The organism is Neobacillus sp. SuZ13 (genome assembly GCF_030123365.1).
Taxonomy (GTDB): Bacteria; Bacillota; Bacilli; order Bacillales; family Cytobacillaceae; genus Neobacillus.
Window position 1 is genome coordinate 3,342,727 of sequence record NZ_CP126107.1, and the last position, 14,774, is coordinate 3,357,500.

Annotated in this window: 11 protein-coding genes and 2 rRNA genes (1 of these 13 running past the window's edge); 1 reads left to right on the forward strand and 12 read right to left on the reverse strand. The window is 40.7% G+C overall.

The window, feature by feature from the left end:
* Positions 1 to 63: 63 nt before the first annotated feature.
* From QNH17_RS16485 to nirB (QNH17_RS16510), 6 genes are all read right to left on the reverse strand, one after another.
* Positions 64 to 1,308 (reverse strand): ATP-binding protein, encoded by a 1,245-nt coding sequence (locus tag QNH17_RS16485; RefSeq protein WP_283873600.1) that lies wholly within the window; start codon positions 1,306 to 1,308, stop codon positions 64 to 66.
* A 227-nt stretch (positions 1,309 to 1,535) separates the two neighbouring features.
* A complete protein-coding gene (cobA, locus tag QNH17_RS16490) occupies positions 1,536 to 2,312 on the reverse strand; it encodes a uroporphyrinogen-III C-methyltransferase (protein ID WP_283873601.1) in 777 nt (258 codons plus the stop codon).
* 26 nt (positions 2,313 to 2,338) lie between these two features.
* Entirely contained in the window at positions 2,339 to 2,662 is a 324-nt protein-coding gene (gene nirD / locus QNH17_RS16495; RefSeq protein ID WP_283873602.1) for a nitrite reductase small subunit NirD, read from the reverse strand.
* A gap of 30 nt (positions 2,663 to 2,692) precedes the next feature.
* The gene (gene nirB / locus QNH17_RS16500) at positions 2,693 to 5,107 is read right to left on the reverse strand and encodes a nitrite reductase large subunit NirB (protein ID WP_283873603.1); all 2,415 of its coding nucleotides are present in this window, start codon (positions 5,105 to 5,107) and stop codon (positions 2,693 to 2,695) included.
* A 94-nt stretch (positions 5,108 to 5,201) separates the two neighbouring features.
* Complete coding sequence (gene nasC, locus QNH17_RS16505) at positions 5,202 to 7,349, reverse strand: assimilatory nitrate reductase catalytic subunit NasC (RefSeq protein ID WP_283873604.1); 2,148 nt, start codon at positions 7,347 to 7,349, stop codon at positions 5,202 to 5,204.
* 30 nt (positions 7,350 to 7,379) lie between these two features.
* A complete protein-coding gene (gene nirB, locus QNH17_RS16510; RefSeq protein WP_283873605.1) occupies positions 7,380 to 9,764 on the reverse strand; it encodes a nitrite reductase large subunit NirB in 2,385 nt (794 codons plus the stop codon).
* Positions 9,765 to 10,116: 352 nt separating this feature from the next.
* Here nirB (QNH17_RS16510) and QNH17_RS16515 point away from each other — a divergent pair, with 352 nt between their 5' ends.
* Positions 10,117 to 11,322 (forward strand): nitrate/nitrite transporter, encoded by a 1,206-nt coding sequence (locus QNH17_RS16515; protein WP_283873606.1) that lies wholly within the window; start codon positions 10,117 to 10,119, stop codon positions 11,320 to 11,322.
* A 90-nt stretch (positions 11,323 to 11,412) separates the two neighbouring features.
* On the opposite strand, the gene QNH17_RS16520 is transcribed toward QNH17_RS16515, so the two are convergent.
* The 6 genes from QNH17_RS16520 to QNH17_RS16545 form a co-directional block, all read right to left on the reverse strand.
* On the reverse strand, positions 11,413 to 11,544 hold the full coding sequence (locus tag QNH17_RS16520) for a hypothetical protein (protein WP_283873607.1): 132 nt from the start codon (positions 11,542 to 11,544) through the stop codon (positions 11,413 to 11,415).
* A 146-nt stretch (positions 11,545 to 11,690) separates the two neighbouring features.
* Positions 11,691 to 12,563 (reverse strand): proline iminopeptidase-family hydrolase, encoded by an 873-nt coding sequence (locus tag QNH17_RS16525; RefSeq protein WP_283873608.1) that lies wholly within the window; start codon positions 12,561 to 12,563, stop codon positions 11,691 to 11,693.
* A 142-nt stretch (positions 12,564 to 12,705) separates the two neighbouring features.
* Positions 12,706 to 13,827: an NADH-dependent flavin oxidoreductase gene (locus tag QNH17_RS16530; RefSeq protein ID WP_283873609.1), complete on the reverse strand. Its 1,122-nt coding sequence runs from the start codon at positions 13,825 to 13,827 to the stop codon at positions 12,706 to 12,708.
* A 78-nt stretch (positions 13,828 to 13,905) separates the two neighbouring features.
* Complete coding sequence (locus tag QNH17_RS16535) at positions 13,906 to 14,046, reverse strand: hypothetical protein (protein WP_283873610.1); 141 nt, start codon at positions 14,044 to 14,046, stop codon at positions 13,906 to 13,908.
* A gap of 302 nt (positions 14,047 to 14,348) precedes the next feature.
* Positions 14,349 to 14,465: ribosomal RNA gene (rrf, locus tag QNH17_RS16540) — 5S ribosomal RNA — on the reverse strand.
* Positions 14,466 to 14,541: 76 nt separating this feature from the next.
* Positions 14,542 to 14,774: ribosomal RNA gene (locus QNH17_RS16545) — 23S ribosomal RNA — on the reverse strand; it runs 2,702 nt beyond the window's last position.

The following is a 14,774-nucleotide window of genomic DNA, read 5'->3' on the forward strand; positions in this document are numbered from 1 at the left end:
ATCTCTCCGAATCTTTATCTATAGGATAGTTTATCATTTTTTCATCTAAATAGAATAAGCCATTCAATTAGAATGGCTTACTTCCATCTTCAATAACGGCTGGGTAATCGTTGGTAAAATGACTTCAATCGTTGTTCCTTCATTTATTTTACTATAAATGTTCAGTTCCCCATTATGACCTTCGATAATTTTGTAGCAGGTCATTAAGCCGAGACCCGTTCCTTTTTCCTTGGTTGTATAAAATGGCTCCCCAAGTGTAGAAATCCGTTCTTGTGGAATACCGACACCTTGATCAATAATCTGAATCGATATTTTTCCCTCGTCTTTTTCTTTTACGACAACTCGGATAGATCCACCCTTGGGCATGGCTTCCATTGCGTTTTTAAGTAAATTTAAAAACACTTGCTTTAATTGATTTTCCTCGCAGCTAATCAACGGCAAATCATGATCAAAATCTATATTAATTTGAATATTATTCAAAAGTGATTGGTTGTTTATTAACGTGATGACATCCTTTAAGAGGATTCTAATATCTTGTGTCATATAGACAGCTGATGACGGTTTGGGCAGGACTAGGAATTCCCCGACGATTTCATTTATCCGGTCGAGTTCAGATAACACAATCTCAAAATATACCTCTTTCTGGGTGCTGGTTTTTAACAGTTGAATAAAACCTTTGATGGAAGTGAGAGGATTTCGGATTTCATGGGCTATTCCAGCTGCCATTTGACCTAACAGCGCTAATTTTTCAGACTTTTGAATGAGTCGATCTGTTTCTTCAATTTTTTCAGTTATATCCTTCCCAATCGACAAAATGGCTTCTTTCCCACCAAAAACGATCAATAAGGAAGATACCTCAAATAAAAAAATGGATCCATCCAATCGCTTTGCTTTGTAATCAATGGTGTGAACAGGCTGCTTTTCTTTTTTTATTTGTTTAAATCGTTCAAGCATCCGACTTCTATATTCAGGAGCAATAAAATCCAAAATGGACTTCCCCATCAAATCTTCAAGCTTCTCGGCACCAATCATGCTAAGCGCTGCCTTATTTACATACACTAATTTATGATTCCGCGTAACATAGACAGGAGCAGGCAATGAATCGATCAACTTCTTATAGCTTTCTTCACTTGCACGGGCCTTTTTTTCATAGTTGCGCGCCTTGTCATATTGCCACCCCACCACCCAGGCAATCAGGGTAAACAGAAAAAAGTCAATCGAGAAAAAAGGTAGATGATCGAAAATCTTTTGGTAGCTGGTAAATAGAATCGAAATCAGCACCAGGATAATTTGACCGGATTTATTCATGGGTCAGCCCTCTTATTTAGGTATATTTACTTATGCAATTCGACATAATTTTATTAATTCCTCTATTAAAATCAATATATATAATTATGGAGAGAAACAGGGAAAAAATCTACCTAAATTCAATAGAAATTTTTGATTAACATCAAGAATTTTGCCTCTTTCTAGTTTGTCAGACTTATTGGCAAAAAAAAAGAGTCTATAATCTTCATTATAAACTCCTAAAGCCCTTATAAAACTATTTCTTCTTTAAACATTTCAGGAAACCACGATAGTTTTTCTGATAGTTTCACAACTTCTCCGATCACAATCATGGCTGGATTGGTGATTCGTTTCTCCGTTACTACTTCAACGATCGTCTCAAGTGTACCAACAACTGATCGTTGAGTCCCTTTTGTCCCTTGTTCAATGACAGCGATGGGTGTAGTAGAATCCTTCCCAAAGGCTTGCAATTGGTTGCAAATAAATGGAAGATGCTTAACGCCCATATATATGGCCAATGTATCAACACCGTGGGCAAGATGATCCCAGCGAATGTTATTGGGTTGTCCGCTCAAACAATGACCTGTAACCATGGCGAAGGATTGGCTCATTCCTCGGTGAGTGACAGGTATTCCTGCATAGGCTGGAGCAGCAATTCCAGCTGTGATTCCTGGAACCACTTCAAAATAGATCCCATTTTGCGATAATACTTCTGCTTCTTCACCACCACGTCCAAAAATAAACGGGTCGCCTCCTTTTAAACGAACAACCGTTTTGCCAGCCAGGGATTTTTCGAGTAATATTTGATGGATGGAATCCTGGGAAACACAATGGTTCCCCGGCTCTTTTCCACAATAAATGAACTCAGTATCAGCTTTACAGTAATCTAGTAAGCTCGGATTAACGAGTCGATCATAAAGAATGACTTCAGCCCGCTCAAGGCATTTCATTGCTTTAACAGTAATTAACTCAGGATCGCCAGGCCCGGCTCCAACAATATAAACTTTCCCCTTTTTATCGGTCATATGAACCTGACCTCCTTTTTTGAGAACTAATCGATGAGGAGAAACACTTCATCCCCGACTATTTTAGTTTGATAGGTTTTCACACAGCCAACATCTGGCTCCTGCACCTTCCCATTATCCAAACATATTTTCCAATCATGCATCGGACAGAATACAAATTCGCCGCTTACCAAGCCTTCGCTCAAAACCCCGCCTTTATGCGGACAGCGATTTTCTATGGCACGAATGGTTCCGTTTAATAATTTGAATACAGCCACCTCTTTATCTCCAACACATACAGTTTTACCTATTCGTTCTGGCAGGTCCCGAATAGAACCGATCGACACTACTTCTCCGTTTTTCTTTATCATTGGACAATTTCCTCCTTTAGGTGGTAAGTTTTAAGACATTACTACACTCTCAAACAATTCTTTTCTTACTTTTTCATCCTCAGTTATAGTTTTCCAAGGATCCTTAATTACCGATAAGGCATCTTCCATCCGCTTATTTAATTCTTGACGTTTTGTTTTATCATCTAGAACGGATCGTACATGTGATAACCCCACGCGTTCAATCCAAGCTGAAGTACGTTCCAAATAATTGGCTGTTTCACGATAATATTGAAGGTACGCGCCAGTGATCTCCATGGCCTCTTCGGATGTTTTTACTTTATATAATAGGTCGCCGCCGCGTACATGGGTACCGCCATTTCCACCGACATACAGTTCCCAGCCGCCGTCAATTCCAATAAAACCAATATCTTTAAACCCAGACTCAGCGCAGCTTCTCGGACAAGCGGAAACAGCCATTTTCACCTTATGTGGTGTTTGTAGACCTTCAAATTTCTTTTCGAGGTAGATCCCAAGTCCCATGGAATCTTGGGTTCCAAAGCGGCAGAACTGTTCACCGACACATGTTTTGACTGTTCGCAATGATTTCCCGTAGGCAAACCCTGACGGCATATCCAAATCTGTCCATACTTTTGGCAAGTCTTCCTTTTTTACTCCCAACAAGTCAATTCTTTGTCCACCGGTTAGTTTTACTAGCGGGATATCGTATTTTTCTACCACGTCCGCAATTCGTCGTAAGTCTTGTGCGTTTGTGACACCGCCATACATTCGTGGTACAACCGAATAGGTGCCATCCTTTTGAATGTTTGCATGCATCCGTTCATTGACAAATCGGGATTCCTTTTCATCTTGATAATCAATTGGATGTACCATCCCCAAGTAGTAATTCAGAGCTGGTCGGCATTTTGAACAGCCTTCCTCAGAACTCCACCCTAGTACATTCATCACTTCTTTGATATGGGTTAATCCTTTTGTTTTTATCTCTTCTACCACTTCATCTCTAGATAATGAAGTACAGCTGCAAATCGCTTCTTTTTGTAAAGTGCCATCAAATTCGGATCCAAGCGTATGTTGCAGCACTTCCGCAACTAGAGGCTTACAGCCACCGCAAGATCGGGAAGCACTGGTACAAGCTTTGATTTCATCAACCGATGAACAACCTTGATTCTGGATTGCCTCGATAATGGCTCCTTTGGATACACCGTTACATCCGCAAATGATTTCCTCGTCACTCATGGATGCAACTAAACTGCTGCCAAAATCCTCATTTAACGGTTGTAAAAGTGATACCTTGGTGGTAGAGGAAACATCCGCTTCCTTTTGAATCATCGAAAAGAGGCGATTTCCGTCACTGCTATCACCGAACAACACGGCACCAACAATTTTATTGTCTTGGATCACAATCTTCTTATAAATCCTGTCATTTCCATCAAAAACCTTGATGGCTTCCTTTCCTTCGCCTTCCATAAAGTCTCCAGCTGAAAACACTTCTACCCCGGAGACCTTCAACTGTGTGGATAAAACAGACCCATGGTAACCATTGGTCTCCAACCCGCAAATATGTTTTGCTAATACTTTTCCTTGCTCAAATAAAGGGGCTACTAGACCGTATACTATTCCGTTGTGCTCTGCACATTCTCCTACAGAATAAACATCAGGGATAGTCGTTTGCATAAAGTTGTTGACAACAATTCCTCGATTGACAGCTAACCCGCTTACTTTGGCTAATTCCGTATTTGGCTTGATGCCAACAGCCATGACAACTAAGTCTGCATCAAGCAACGTTCCATCACTAAACCTTAGACCTTCAACGCGTTCTTCTCCAAGAATTTCTTGTGTTTGCTTTTCTAATAAAAATTTCATACCCTGTTTTTCTAATTCTCTTTGCAGCAACTTCCCTGCTTGTGGGTCTAATTGGCGCTCCATTAAATATGGGGCGAGATGAATGACCGAAACTTCCATTCCTAGATTTAGAAGACCTCTTGCTGCTTCGAGCCCAAGTAATCCTCCGCCAATCACGGCTGCCTTTTTATACTTTTTCGAAGTTTCAAGCATGACCTCTGTGTCCTTTATATCCCGAAAAGCTGTAACTCCTTTCTTTTCAGCACCTGGAATTGGAAGGATAAATGGAAGTGACCCTGAGGCGATTATCAATGCATCATACGGTTCCACTCTCCCTAAGTCTGTGATAATGACTTTCCGTTTCGAATCGACTTTGATCACTGTTTCACTTGTAAATAATTGAATGTTGTTCTCTTTGTACCAATCCCAGTCATTTAGCGTAATGTCATTTACATTTGTATCCCCTTGTAATACTTTTGAAAGTAGGATTCTATTGTAATTCGGATGCGGTTCACTTCCGAATATGGTAATCTCAAATGATTCCTTTGATAGTTTTATAATCTCCTCAATCGTTTTAACTCCAGCCATACCATTTCCAACAAGAACCAACTTTTTCTTATCCATGTCAGCTTTCCTCCCGTTTGTAAGTTTCCTAAACTATATCACAGACCATTTAAAAACTAACTTATCGTGTAAGGTCTTCTAACATAAAAGTTTTTTAATTAAAGAAATCAACTATTGGGCTCACCTTAACAGCACTGACTTTAAATCCAGGCATTTTGCATTCTGGGTCCAATTCTTTCGAAACGAGGAGATTGATATTTTGCGAGTCTGCCCAGTGAAAAGGTACAAAAATGGTATCATGGCGTATCGTTTCAGACCATTTACTTCTAACCACAACACTTCCCCTACGTGATTCAATTTTCACCAATGATTGGTCTTGGATTTGAAATTTTGCTGCGGTTCCCGGGTGGATTTCCATAAATGGTTCTATGTTTCTTGCCGCTAACGCTGGACTTTTTCTGGTTTGCACTCCTGTTAAGTAATGTGACATGACTCTTCCAGTGGTTAAATAGAGCGGGAATTCATCACATAATTGTTCTTTTGGAATCTCAGGAATGTTCGGAACAACCACCATCGCCGCCTTTCCATCCACGTGGGCAAAAGAGGTTTCAAATAGTCGTTTCGTCCCACTGTGGTCAGTTTCTGGGCATGGCCACAATATACCGCCTTCCTTCCGAAGACGTTCGTATGTGATTCCATAATAATCAGCAGTCCCACCACGGCTTGCCGTCCTTAGTTCAGAAAAAATTTCTTCAGCAGAAGAAAAGGAAAAATATTCCTCTTTTCCAAGCACACGGGCAAGTTCACAAATGATTTGCCAATCATGTTTCGCTTCCCCTGGACACGGGAAGCTTGCTTCCCGTAATGTTACCCGCCCCTCTAGATTCGTCATCGTTCCTTCATCTTCTAGATAGGAGGAGGCAGGGAGTATAACATCTGCTAAACTAGCAGTTTCTGAAATAAACAAATCAACTGCTACAAGGAAATTTAACTTTTTCATTGCCTCCTTGACGAAATGAGCATTCGGATGGGAGACCGTGGGGTTGGAACACATGAGAAACAAACCTTTTATTTCCCCTTCATCGATTTTCTCCATCATTTCATAAGCCGAGACTCCTTTACGTGGTAAATCGTCCTGGTCAATCCCCCAAATACTGGCTACATAGTTTCGATGTTCTTCATTCTCAATCGAGCGATAGCCGGGAAGCTGGTCTGCTTTTTGGCCATGTTCTCTCGCCCCCTGTCCATTTCCTTGTCCTGTGATCGCACCATAACCACAATTCGGCTTGCCGATTTTCCCTGTTGAAACCAGAATATTTAGGAAATTACGGACAGTCATCGACCCATTCGTGTGTTGTTCCACTCCTCTCGCTGTAAAAATCATTCCGGTCTCTTCTTTGCCAAACCTAACTGCTGCCCTGCGAATAAGAGGAATTGGAACACCGGTAATCTTTTCTATTTCTTCTAAGCTGAAGGATAATACATACTCTTTTACATCTTTAAACCCGTTCACACGATCTTGAACAAACTTTTCATCGACATAATTCTCTTCAACAATCACTTTCAATATCCCATTTGCTAATACAGCATCCGTTCCTGGTTTTGGTTTTAAATGCAAGTCTGCTATTTTCGTTGTGGCTGTTTCCCGCGGATCGATTGCGATGATATAAGCTCCATTTTCTTTTGCTCTTTCAAAATAAGGCATAATGGTTGGCTGACATTCAGCAATATTGGTTCCCGCCAAGATGATACAACGAGTAGATGAAATTTCTGCCAAGCTATTCGTGAAGCCTCTGTCCAATCCAAAGGTTTGGTTCGCAGCCGAAGCAGCCGCAGACATACAAAGACGGCCATTATAATCAATGTATTTTGTTTTTAATGCCACGCGGGCAAATTTCCCTAATAAATAGGCCTCTTCATTCGTGATGGATGCACTACCGTATACTGCTAGGGCATTTTGACCAGATTCTGTTTGAATCTTCGTAAAGTTTTCTTTAATATGATTCAACGCTTCCTCCCATGAAACACGGACGAATTCTCCGTTGACTTTTACCATTGGATATTTCAAACGCTCTTTATGAAAAGCATGTTGATGGGCATTCATGCCCTTTACACATAAGCGCCCTTCTGAAGTTGGATTGTCTTTCCCGATGGTTATATATTTTTTTCTAGTCACAATTGATTGTTCAACCAACTGCATTTTACATTGCATACTGCAGTAAGGACATTGAGAGTCGTATCTTTTTTCTGATTTCACTTCTTGTTCCTTGGTACGAAAATACTTTAACAATGCTTCTGTCAAGATGATCACCCTTTTCTATTTTTGGCTCTGTTACACTCGCTTGTTGCTTTCCACTCCAAGCACTTGCTTTCCGTTAAACTTTTTGCGGAGCAAACGATCATTCTCTAACCGCAGCAATAATTGCTGGCGATGTTCTAGGTCAAACAGAATTTCACGCACATGGACTAGACCGACTCTTTCGATCCATTGCCCGGTGCGTTCGAGGAAATTGGCTGTTTCACGGTAATATTGAATAAAAGCACAAATAATTTCGATCACATCCTGATTCTCGGATTCAAGGCACAGTAACTGTCCCGCACGGACATTTCGCCCGCTGCTGCCACCAACGTAAATTTCCCATCCAATACCGGTTCCAATGACACCAATATCTTTCGTCGTTGAACCTGCGCCGTTATGCATACAAGCAGATACGCCCATTTTTACACGATAGGGAGTTGTGAGAAATTCCAATCTTTTTTCAAGGCTGACAGCTAGTTCCATCGATGAATCTTTGTCACAACGGCAAATATGTTCACCGATACTCGTTTTCACATTTTGAACCATATTTCCATAAGTAGAACTGACTTCCATGTTCAAATCTGCCAACATAGCAGACAAATCTTTTTTCTTCACGCCCATCAAATGAATTCTTTGTTCACTGGTGACAGCCATATTTGTAATGCCGTAACTCTCAGCAACCTCGGCAATTGCCCTCAATTGTCCTGCTGATGTTTTTCCGCCGTACATCTGAGGGATGACCGTGTACGTTCCATCCTTTTGAATGATGGCAATCATTTGTTCGGATATAAATAGATTCTCTTGTTGGCTCTCATATTCCGGGTAAATCATGCCTAAATAGTAGGCTATTGCAGGCCGACAGACAGAACACCCTTCCTTATTGCCCCAATCAAGGACCTTCATCACTTCTTCTACCGTAGTCAAGCCTTGCCATTGCATCTCATAAACCACCTCATCTTCCGTTAGTGATGTACAGGTGCACATTGATTTTTGTTCTATTACCTCATCAAATTCATCACTTTGAATGTAGTGGAGTAAATCAGCTACTAATGGTTTACAGCCCCCGCAAGCCCCTGAAGCCTTGGTACATTTCTTCACTTGTTCGACGGTCGTTAATCCGTTTTTTTGAACAGCTTCTATAATTGTCCCTTTAGCTACTCCATTACAATTGCAAATTATTTCATGATGTGCCATGGAAGCGACTGAATTGGCATCCCCATTTAATGCTTGAAAAAGAGTAACTTTCTCTATGTCTGACACATCTTTCTTTTTTAAGATCATTTCTAGTAATCTTGTACGATCGCTTGTGTTTCCGAATAATACGGCACCTACCAACTTAGATTCTTCGAAAACCAACTTCTTATAAACACCATCTAACTCATCGTTAATTTCAATCGACTTCAATCTTTCCTCACAGTTAAACTGACCAACCGAAAACACATCCACTCCCGAAATTTTTAATTGCGTGGAAAGAACAGTTCCTTCATACCCCTTTAAATCGAAACCGCAAATCCGTTTTGCCAGCACCTTCCCTTGGTCATAAAGCGGCTTTACCAACCCATATACCTTTCCGCGGTGTTCCACACATTCACCGACAGCATAAATGTTGGGGATATTCGTTTCTAAATAATCGTTGACAAGGATTCCCCGGTTGATCTCAATGCCACTACCCTTTGCTAACTGGATATTGGGCCTCACCCCAACCGCCATCACAACCAAATCAGCAGCAGTTTCTGTACCATCTTTAAAGGAAACTCTTTCAACACGCTTTCTTCCGCAAATCTTCTTTGTTTCTTTTTCAAAAAGAAAACGCAAACCTTGCTTTTCCAATTCTGATTGCAATAGTTTTGCGGCCGTTTCATCCAATTGTCTTTCCATTAAATGTCGGCCATTATGAACCACCGTTACATCCATACCTAGATTAAGCAGACCTTTGGCAGCCTCTAATCCTAAGACTCCTCCGCCAATAACGATAGCTTTTTTAAAACTTTTGGCCGTATCAATCATTCTCTGACAATCTTCAATGGTTCGAAACGTGATTACTCCATCTTTATCTGCACCGGGTACAGGGAGCAGAAATGGCACAGACCCTGTTGCGATGATAAGTCGGTCATAGGAGAGCTCTCGACTCTTATTCGTTAGTAAGACTTGATTTTTGGAATCAATTTTTAAGACCGTTTCACCTGTGTACAGCTCGATGTTGTGTTCGTTATACCAATTCTGATCATTGATAGTAATATCATTAAACGTAGTACTACCCTGCAAAACAGCTGATAATTGAATTCGATTATAGTTAAGGTGCGGTTCAGATCCGAAAATAGTAATGTCAAAAAGTTCAGGCGCTTCTCGTAAAATTTCCTCTATACATCGTACACCTGCCATTCCATTCCCTATCAATACCAGTTTTTGTTTTTTCATTCAAAATACCTCCGCTAGTTATCTATGTCGGTCACTGCAACCATAAATATCACCTATTATTCCATAAATCTTGTGAAAAGAAATTCATTGTGTAACATTTTCTAACACGGTAAGTTTGTGTGTCAGAAGACCTTACATAAAAGGAGACATCCCACTTCTCATTAGGATATTGTTTAACAAAGCAAGAGAAACACATGTGAAGGGGGAAAAGGGATGAAAAACAGTATCGGTTTATTTTCATTTGTGGTTTTACTAATCAAGGTCATGTTTTCAAAAGATAACTGTTTTGAATGGTAAAAAATGCTAGTTCGTTTTTGCAAAAAACTGTCTTCTAGGAAAGGGGAATAATAGTATGAAGGTATCTGATTTAAAAAAAAGCGGTCATGCACCATCGTTAGCAGCTTCATTTTTATACTTTGATGTTAGTTTCATGATATGGGTTATTTTAGGGGCATTAGGGGTTTATATTACAAAGGATTTTGGACTAACCCCCTCGCAGAAGGGTTTTATCGTTGCACTTCCAATCTTAAGTGGATCTTTTTTCCGGATCATCCTTGGTGTTTTAACTGATCGAATCGGTCCACGGAAAACGGCTATCAGCGGAATGCTCGTTACCATTATACCCCTAGTATGGGGGTGGTTATTTGGTCAAACTTTAACTGAACTGTATATGATCGGGATTCTTCTTGGGGTGGCAGGTGCGAGTTTTGCTGCAGCCATTCCGATGGCAAGCAGATGGTATCCGCCGCATTTACAAGGACTGGCAATGGGAATTGCTGGGGCTGGGAACAGCGGAACACTGTTTGCTACCTTATTTGGACCGCGTCTTGCAGAACAACTGGGCTGGCATAATGTCTTGGGATTAGCACTTATTCCTTTATTGACCGTATTTATCCTGTATATCTTTTTGGCAAAGGATGCTCCTTCTCAACCAGCACCAAAACCAGTAATTGAATATTTAAAAGTATTCAAGCAAAAGGATACATGGTATTTTTGTTTGCTTTACAGTGTTACCTTCGGGGGATTTGTCGGTTTGTCCAGTTTCTTAAGCATCTTTTTCGTCGATCAATATGATTTATCAAAAGTAAGAGCAGGCGATTTTGTTACACTTTGTGTGGCAGCAGGAAGCTTTTTCCGTCCAGTTGGCGGTTTTATTGCTGACAAAATCGGTGGTGTCCGCCTTCTTACCTTTCTATTTATCGGAGTTGCACTAAGTATGTTTGGAGTGAGTCAGCTTCCACCTTTAGCTGTTGTGACCACTTTATTGTTTATCGGAATGCTCTGCTTGGGAATGGGGAATGGAGCAGTTTTTCAATTGGTACCGCAGCGCTTCCAAGAGGAAATCGGAATGATAACTGGAATTGTAGGAGCGGCCGGGGGCGTAGGTGGATTTTTTGTCCCCAATATATTAGGAACACTTAAGGAAGTTACTGGTACGTATGGAACAGGCTTTATGGTTTATACGGGAATTGGGATAGCGGCATTGTTGGTGTTATTTTTGGCACAAGTATCATGGCGAAGAACTTGGTCAAATAAGGAAGCTTCTTTGAAAAATTAACAAAAACGCATTTGCCTTTAATTATGGCAAATGCGTTTTTTTATTTGAGTCTCTAGTTCTACTTATTCTTAAAAGCAAGAACTCTTTATTTTAAAACCACAGTCTTGCATGGTAGTCATATTCATAGATATCCACTTTTTCTTCCTCTTCTTTTTTAGGGTTACACTCTTCGCAAGGTTCTTCGGCCTGGTTATGTTTACACTGTTCAATTAAAAGTTCCATGGTTATGTCCCCTTTCCTACTTCTTACTATCTATTTTAATGGAAGCGTTTTCATTTGTCTTGTGGTTTTTATTGGTAAATTATTAATACATAGAATAGTGCGTTTCGACTGATAGCGGAAACGCACTATAATGTATATCTTGAAGTTTAAAGAGAGTCACTTTTTTTTAGAAAGTCCCCTGACACTCTCAAAAACTCTTCCGGCTCCTCTACATAAGGCATATGAGCACTGTGCTCATATACATGGAACGATGAACCTGGTGTTAAAGTGCTGTAGTACTGTGTTGTTTCCGGAGTCGCTTCATCAAACCGGCCGCATGTAAATAGTGTCGGACATGGGATTTCCTTGAGTCGTGCGGTACAGTCAAATTCCTTCAGGTTCCCGAGTACGGTAAATTCAGAAGGTCCCCACATGATATTGTATACTTCTGGGTTTCTATTTTTAGAGCCCTGTTTTAACCATTCTGGATACGGATCCAAACGGCAGACGAAGTATTTGTTAAATACCTCTGTTGCCTTTTTATATTCCTCTGAGTCGGTGGTTCCCTTTTCTTCGCAACTTATAATTATTTCCTTAGTTTCATTTGGCAGTTTTTCAAGATTTCGTCTTTGATCTTGCTCCCATAGTGGAGCACTTAAGCATGGACTTGAAAAAATAACACTTTTCACCCCGCTAGGTCTGGTTAAACAATAGGCTGCTGCGAGCGTTGTCCCCCAGGAATGGCCAAGGAGATGCACTTCTTCAAGGTTAAGGGCTTGTCTGACCTGGGCCAATTCCTCAACAAATCTTTCAATTCTCCATAAGGAAGTATCCGAAGGACGGTCGGATTTCCCACATCCTAATTGATCGTAAAAGATTACGGGGCGGTCTTTCGCTAGATCCTTTAAACCTTGAAGGGAATAACAAGATGATCCAGGCCCGCCGTGTAAAATAATCACTGGAGTCCCTTTTGCATTTTTATTAAAAAGTTGATACCAAACCCTTCCCCCTGTAACATCAATGAATCCTTCCTCAAACATATTCATATCCCCTTTATTTAATTATGTTCTCCTAATTCAGTGATTCGACATCATTAATGAAAAACCCTGTTTTCACAACTGTTGAAATTCTATAATCTAGGGGAAATGAATGAGTCTCAGGCTAAATTTAAATGGGTACTCACTAAACACCCGGAAACCATCCAGGGGTCTGGATAATAGCTTGCCAAAGTGGGTCTGGAATTACCAATTCCTGTTGTTTATTTTTATCAATTTTTGTGACAATTTCCGATTCTTTGCCTTCAGCCACCTTTTGGACCCAGTCTGGATCAATAATCAGTTCACGTCCTAATGCGATTAGCGGAACACCTGATTGAATTGCTTTTAATGCATCATCAGCTGTATAGATTGATCCCACACCAATAACAGGAACGGTGGAACCTACCCGTTCTTGAATAATTTCGATTCGCGCACGTGTATCATCCACTCCGCGTCTTGGCATCGACCAAAAATCCTGAAGAGAAACGTGTAAATAATCAAGATTTTTTTTCGCTAATGCATCAATTAAAACTAAGGTATCAGCCATCGTAATCCCAGGTGTTTCCACTTCTTCCGGGGAAAACCGATACCCAACAATAAATGGTTCCTTTGTTAGTTCAGCTGCCACCTTTTTCACTTGATCCACAACTGCTAACGGAAAATTGAGTCGTTTTTCGAGACTGCCGCCCCATCTGTCCTCGCGGCGATTGGAATGCGGGGAGAAAAACTGTTGAATCAAATAGCCATTTGCACCATGGATTTCAACACCATCATATCCCGCTTCAATTGCACGACGAGTCGTCTCACCAAAATCATTAATAATTGCTTCAACTTCCTCATTTGTTAATTCCCTTGGGACAGGTTTACCTGGGCCTTCAGCAGGTATGTTGCTCGCACTGACAACGTCACCATTAGGAACTAACTCAGGCGGTACTTGCCGTCCGCCGTGAAAAATTTGCAAAATTGCTTTTGCTCCTTGGTCTTTTATTCCGGCAGCTATTTTCCGTAAACTTGGAATTAATTCATCTCGATCACCGCCAAATTCACCATGAAATCCTTTCCCGTTTGCTGTTACATAAGTACACGCAGTTATGACCATGCCCACACCACCAGAACGACGGGCATAATAATTTACTTCTGCATCTGTAACCGTACCATCTGGGTTAGATGAAAAGTTAGTCATCGGGGCCATCACAATTCGGTTCTTTAAAGATACTCCATTTGAAAATGTAAACGGTTCAAATAAGGCTGCATGCTTAGAATTCATTCTTTGTATTCCTCCAGATAGATTTTTCTATAAGAAAAAACAACAGTTATAGGAACTGTCGTTTTTCACGTTGAATGGTTATTGTCCTTGGGCACCATTAGGTGTAACCCGTCGAATGTGGTTGTCCTCAAAGTTATTTTTCCTTAGCGCATCAACTTTGTCGTTTAAGAGTTGCTTTTGATCAACTTCAGGTGAAGGTGTTTGCTTATTTTTTGGCATTTTAAGACCTCCCATTTAATAATTTAACCTCTCTTATTTTGCATTTATTGATCAAAATTAATCATTTTAATATAAATAATAAAGTTTTAATGGTTATTTGGTGCGATATAACTTACGTGTAAGTAAATTAGGGCATTCTAGCGGCGAATTTTAAGGTTTAACCGGCGAATTTGTTCGTTTAATCAGCGAATTTTAAGGTTCAATCGGCGAATTTGTTCGTTTAATCAGCGAATCTAAAAAAACAATAATTCCTTGAAAAATGGGCATAAAAAAAAACAACCTATTAAGGTTGTCTTAGATATGCCCGGCAACGTCCTACTCTCACAGGGACGCGTGTCCCAACTACCATCGGCGCTGAGAAGCTTAACTTCCGTGTTCGGTATGGGAACGGGTGTGACCTTCTCGCCATTGCTGCCAGACTATTTGGTTGAGGTTTCATTCCCTCAAAACTAGATAATGCAGAAGAAGTTTGTAAACTTTGAGTTCACCTTAAAAATGGTTAAGTCCTCGAACGATTAGTATCAGTCAGCTCCACATGTTACCACGCTTCCACCTCTGACCTATCAACCTGATCATCTTTCAGGGTTCTTACTAGCTTGCGCTATGGGAAATCTCATCTTGAGGGGGGCTTCATGCTTAGATGCTTTCAGCACTTATCCCGTCCGCACATAGCTACCCAGCGATGCTCTTGGCAGAACAACTGGTACACCAGCGGTGCGTCCATCCCG

Excerpts from the sequence above, each read along its gene's own strand:
- QNH17_RS16535 (WP_283873610.1), bottom strand. The coding sequence starts at position 14,046 with ATGCCAAAAAATAAGCAAACACCTTCACCTGAAGTTGATCAAAAGCAA.
- QNH17_RS16520 (WP_283873607.1), bottom strand. The coding sequence starts at position 11,544 with ATGGAACTTTTAATTGAACAGTGTAAACATAACCAGGCCGAAGAACCT.
- nirD (WP_283873602.1), bottom strand. The coding sequence starts at position 2,662 with ATGATAAAGAAAAACGGAGAAGTAGTGTCGATCGGTTCTATTCGGGAC.
- nirB (WP_283873605.1), bottom strand. The coding sequence starts at position 9,764 with ATGAAAAAACAAAAACTGGTATTGATAGGGAATGGAATGGCAGGTGTA.
- nirB (WP_283873603.1), bottom strand. The coding sequence starts at position 5,107 with ATGGATAAGAAAAAGTTGGTTCTTGTTGGAAATGGTATGGCTGGAGTT.
- cobA (WP_283873601.1), bottom strand. The coding sequence starts at position 2,312 with ATGACCGATAAAAAGGGGAAAGTTTATATTGTTGGAGCCGGGCCTGGC.
- QNH17_RS16525 (WP_283873608.1), bottom strand. The coding sequence starts at position 12,563 with ATGTTTGAGGAAGGATTCATTGATGTTACAGGGGGAAGGGTTTGGTAT.
- QNH17_RS16485 (WP_283873600.1), bottom strand. The coding sequence starts at position 1,308 with ATGAATAAATCCGGTCAAATTATCCTGGTGCTGATTTCGATTCTATTT.
- QNH17_RS16515 (WP_283873606.1), top strand. The coding sequence starts at position 10,117 with ATGAAGGTATCTGATTTAAAAAAAAGCGGTCATGCACCATCGTTAGCA.
- QNH17_RS16530 (WP_283873609.1), bottom strand. The coding sequence starts at position 13,827 with ATGAATTCTAAGCATGCAGCCTTATTTGAACCGTTTACATTTTCAAAT.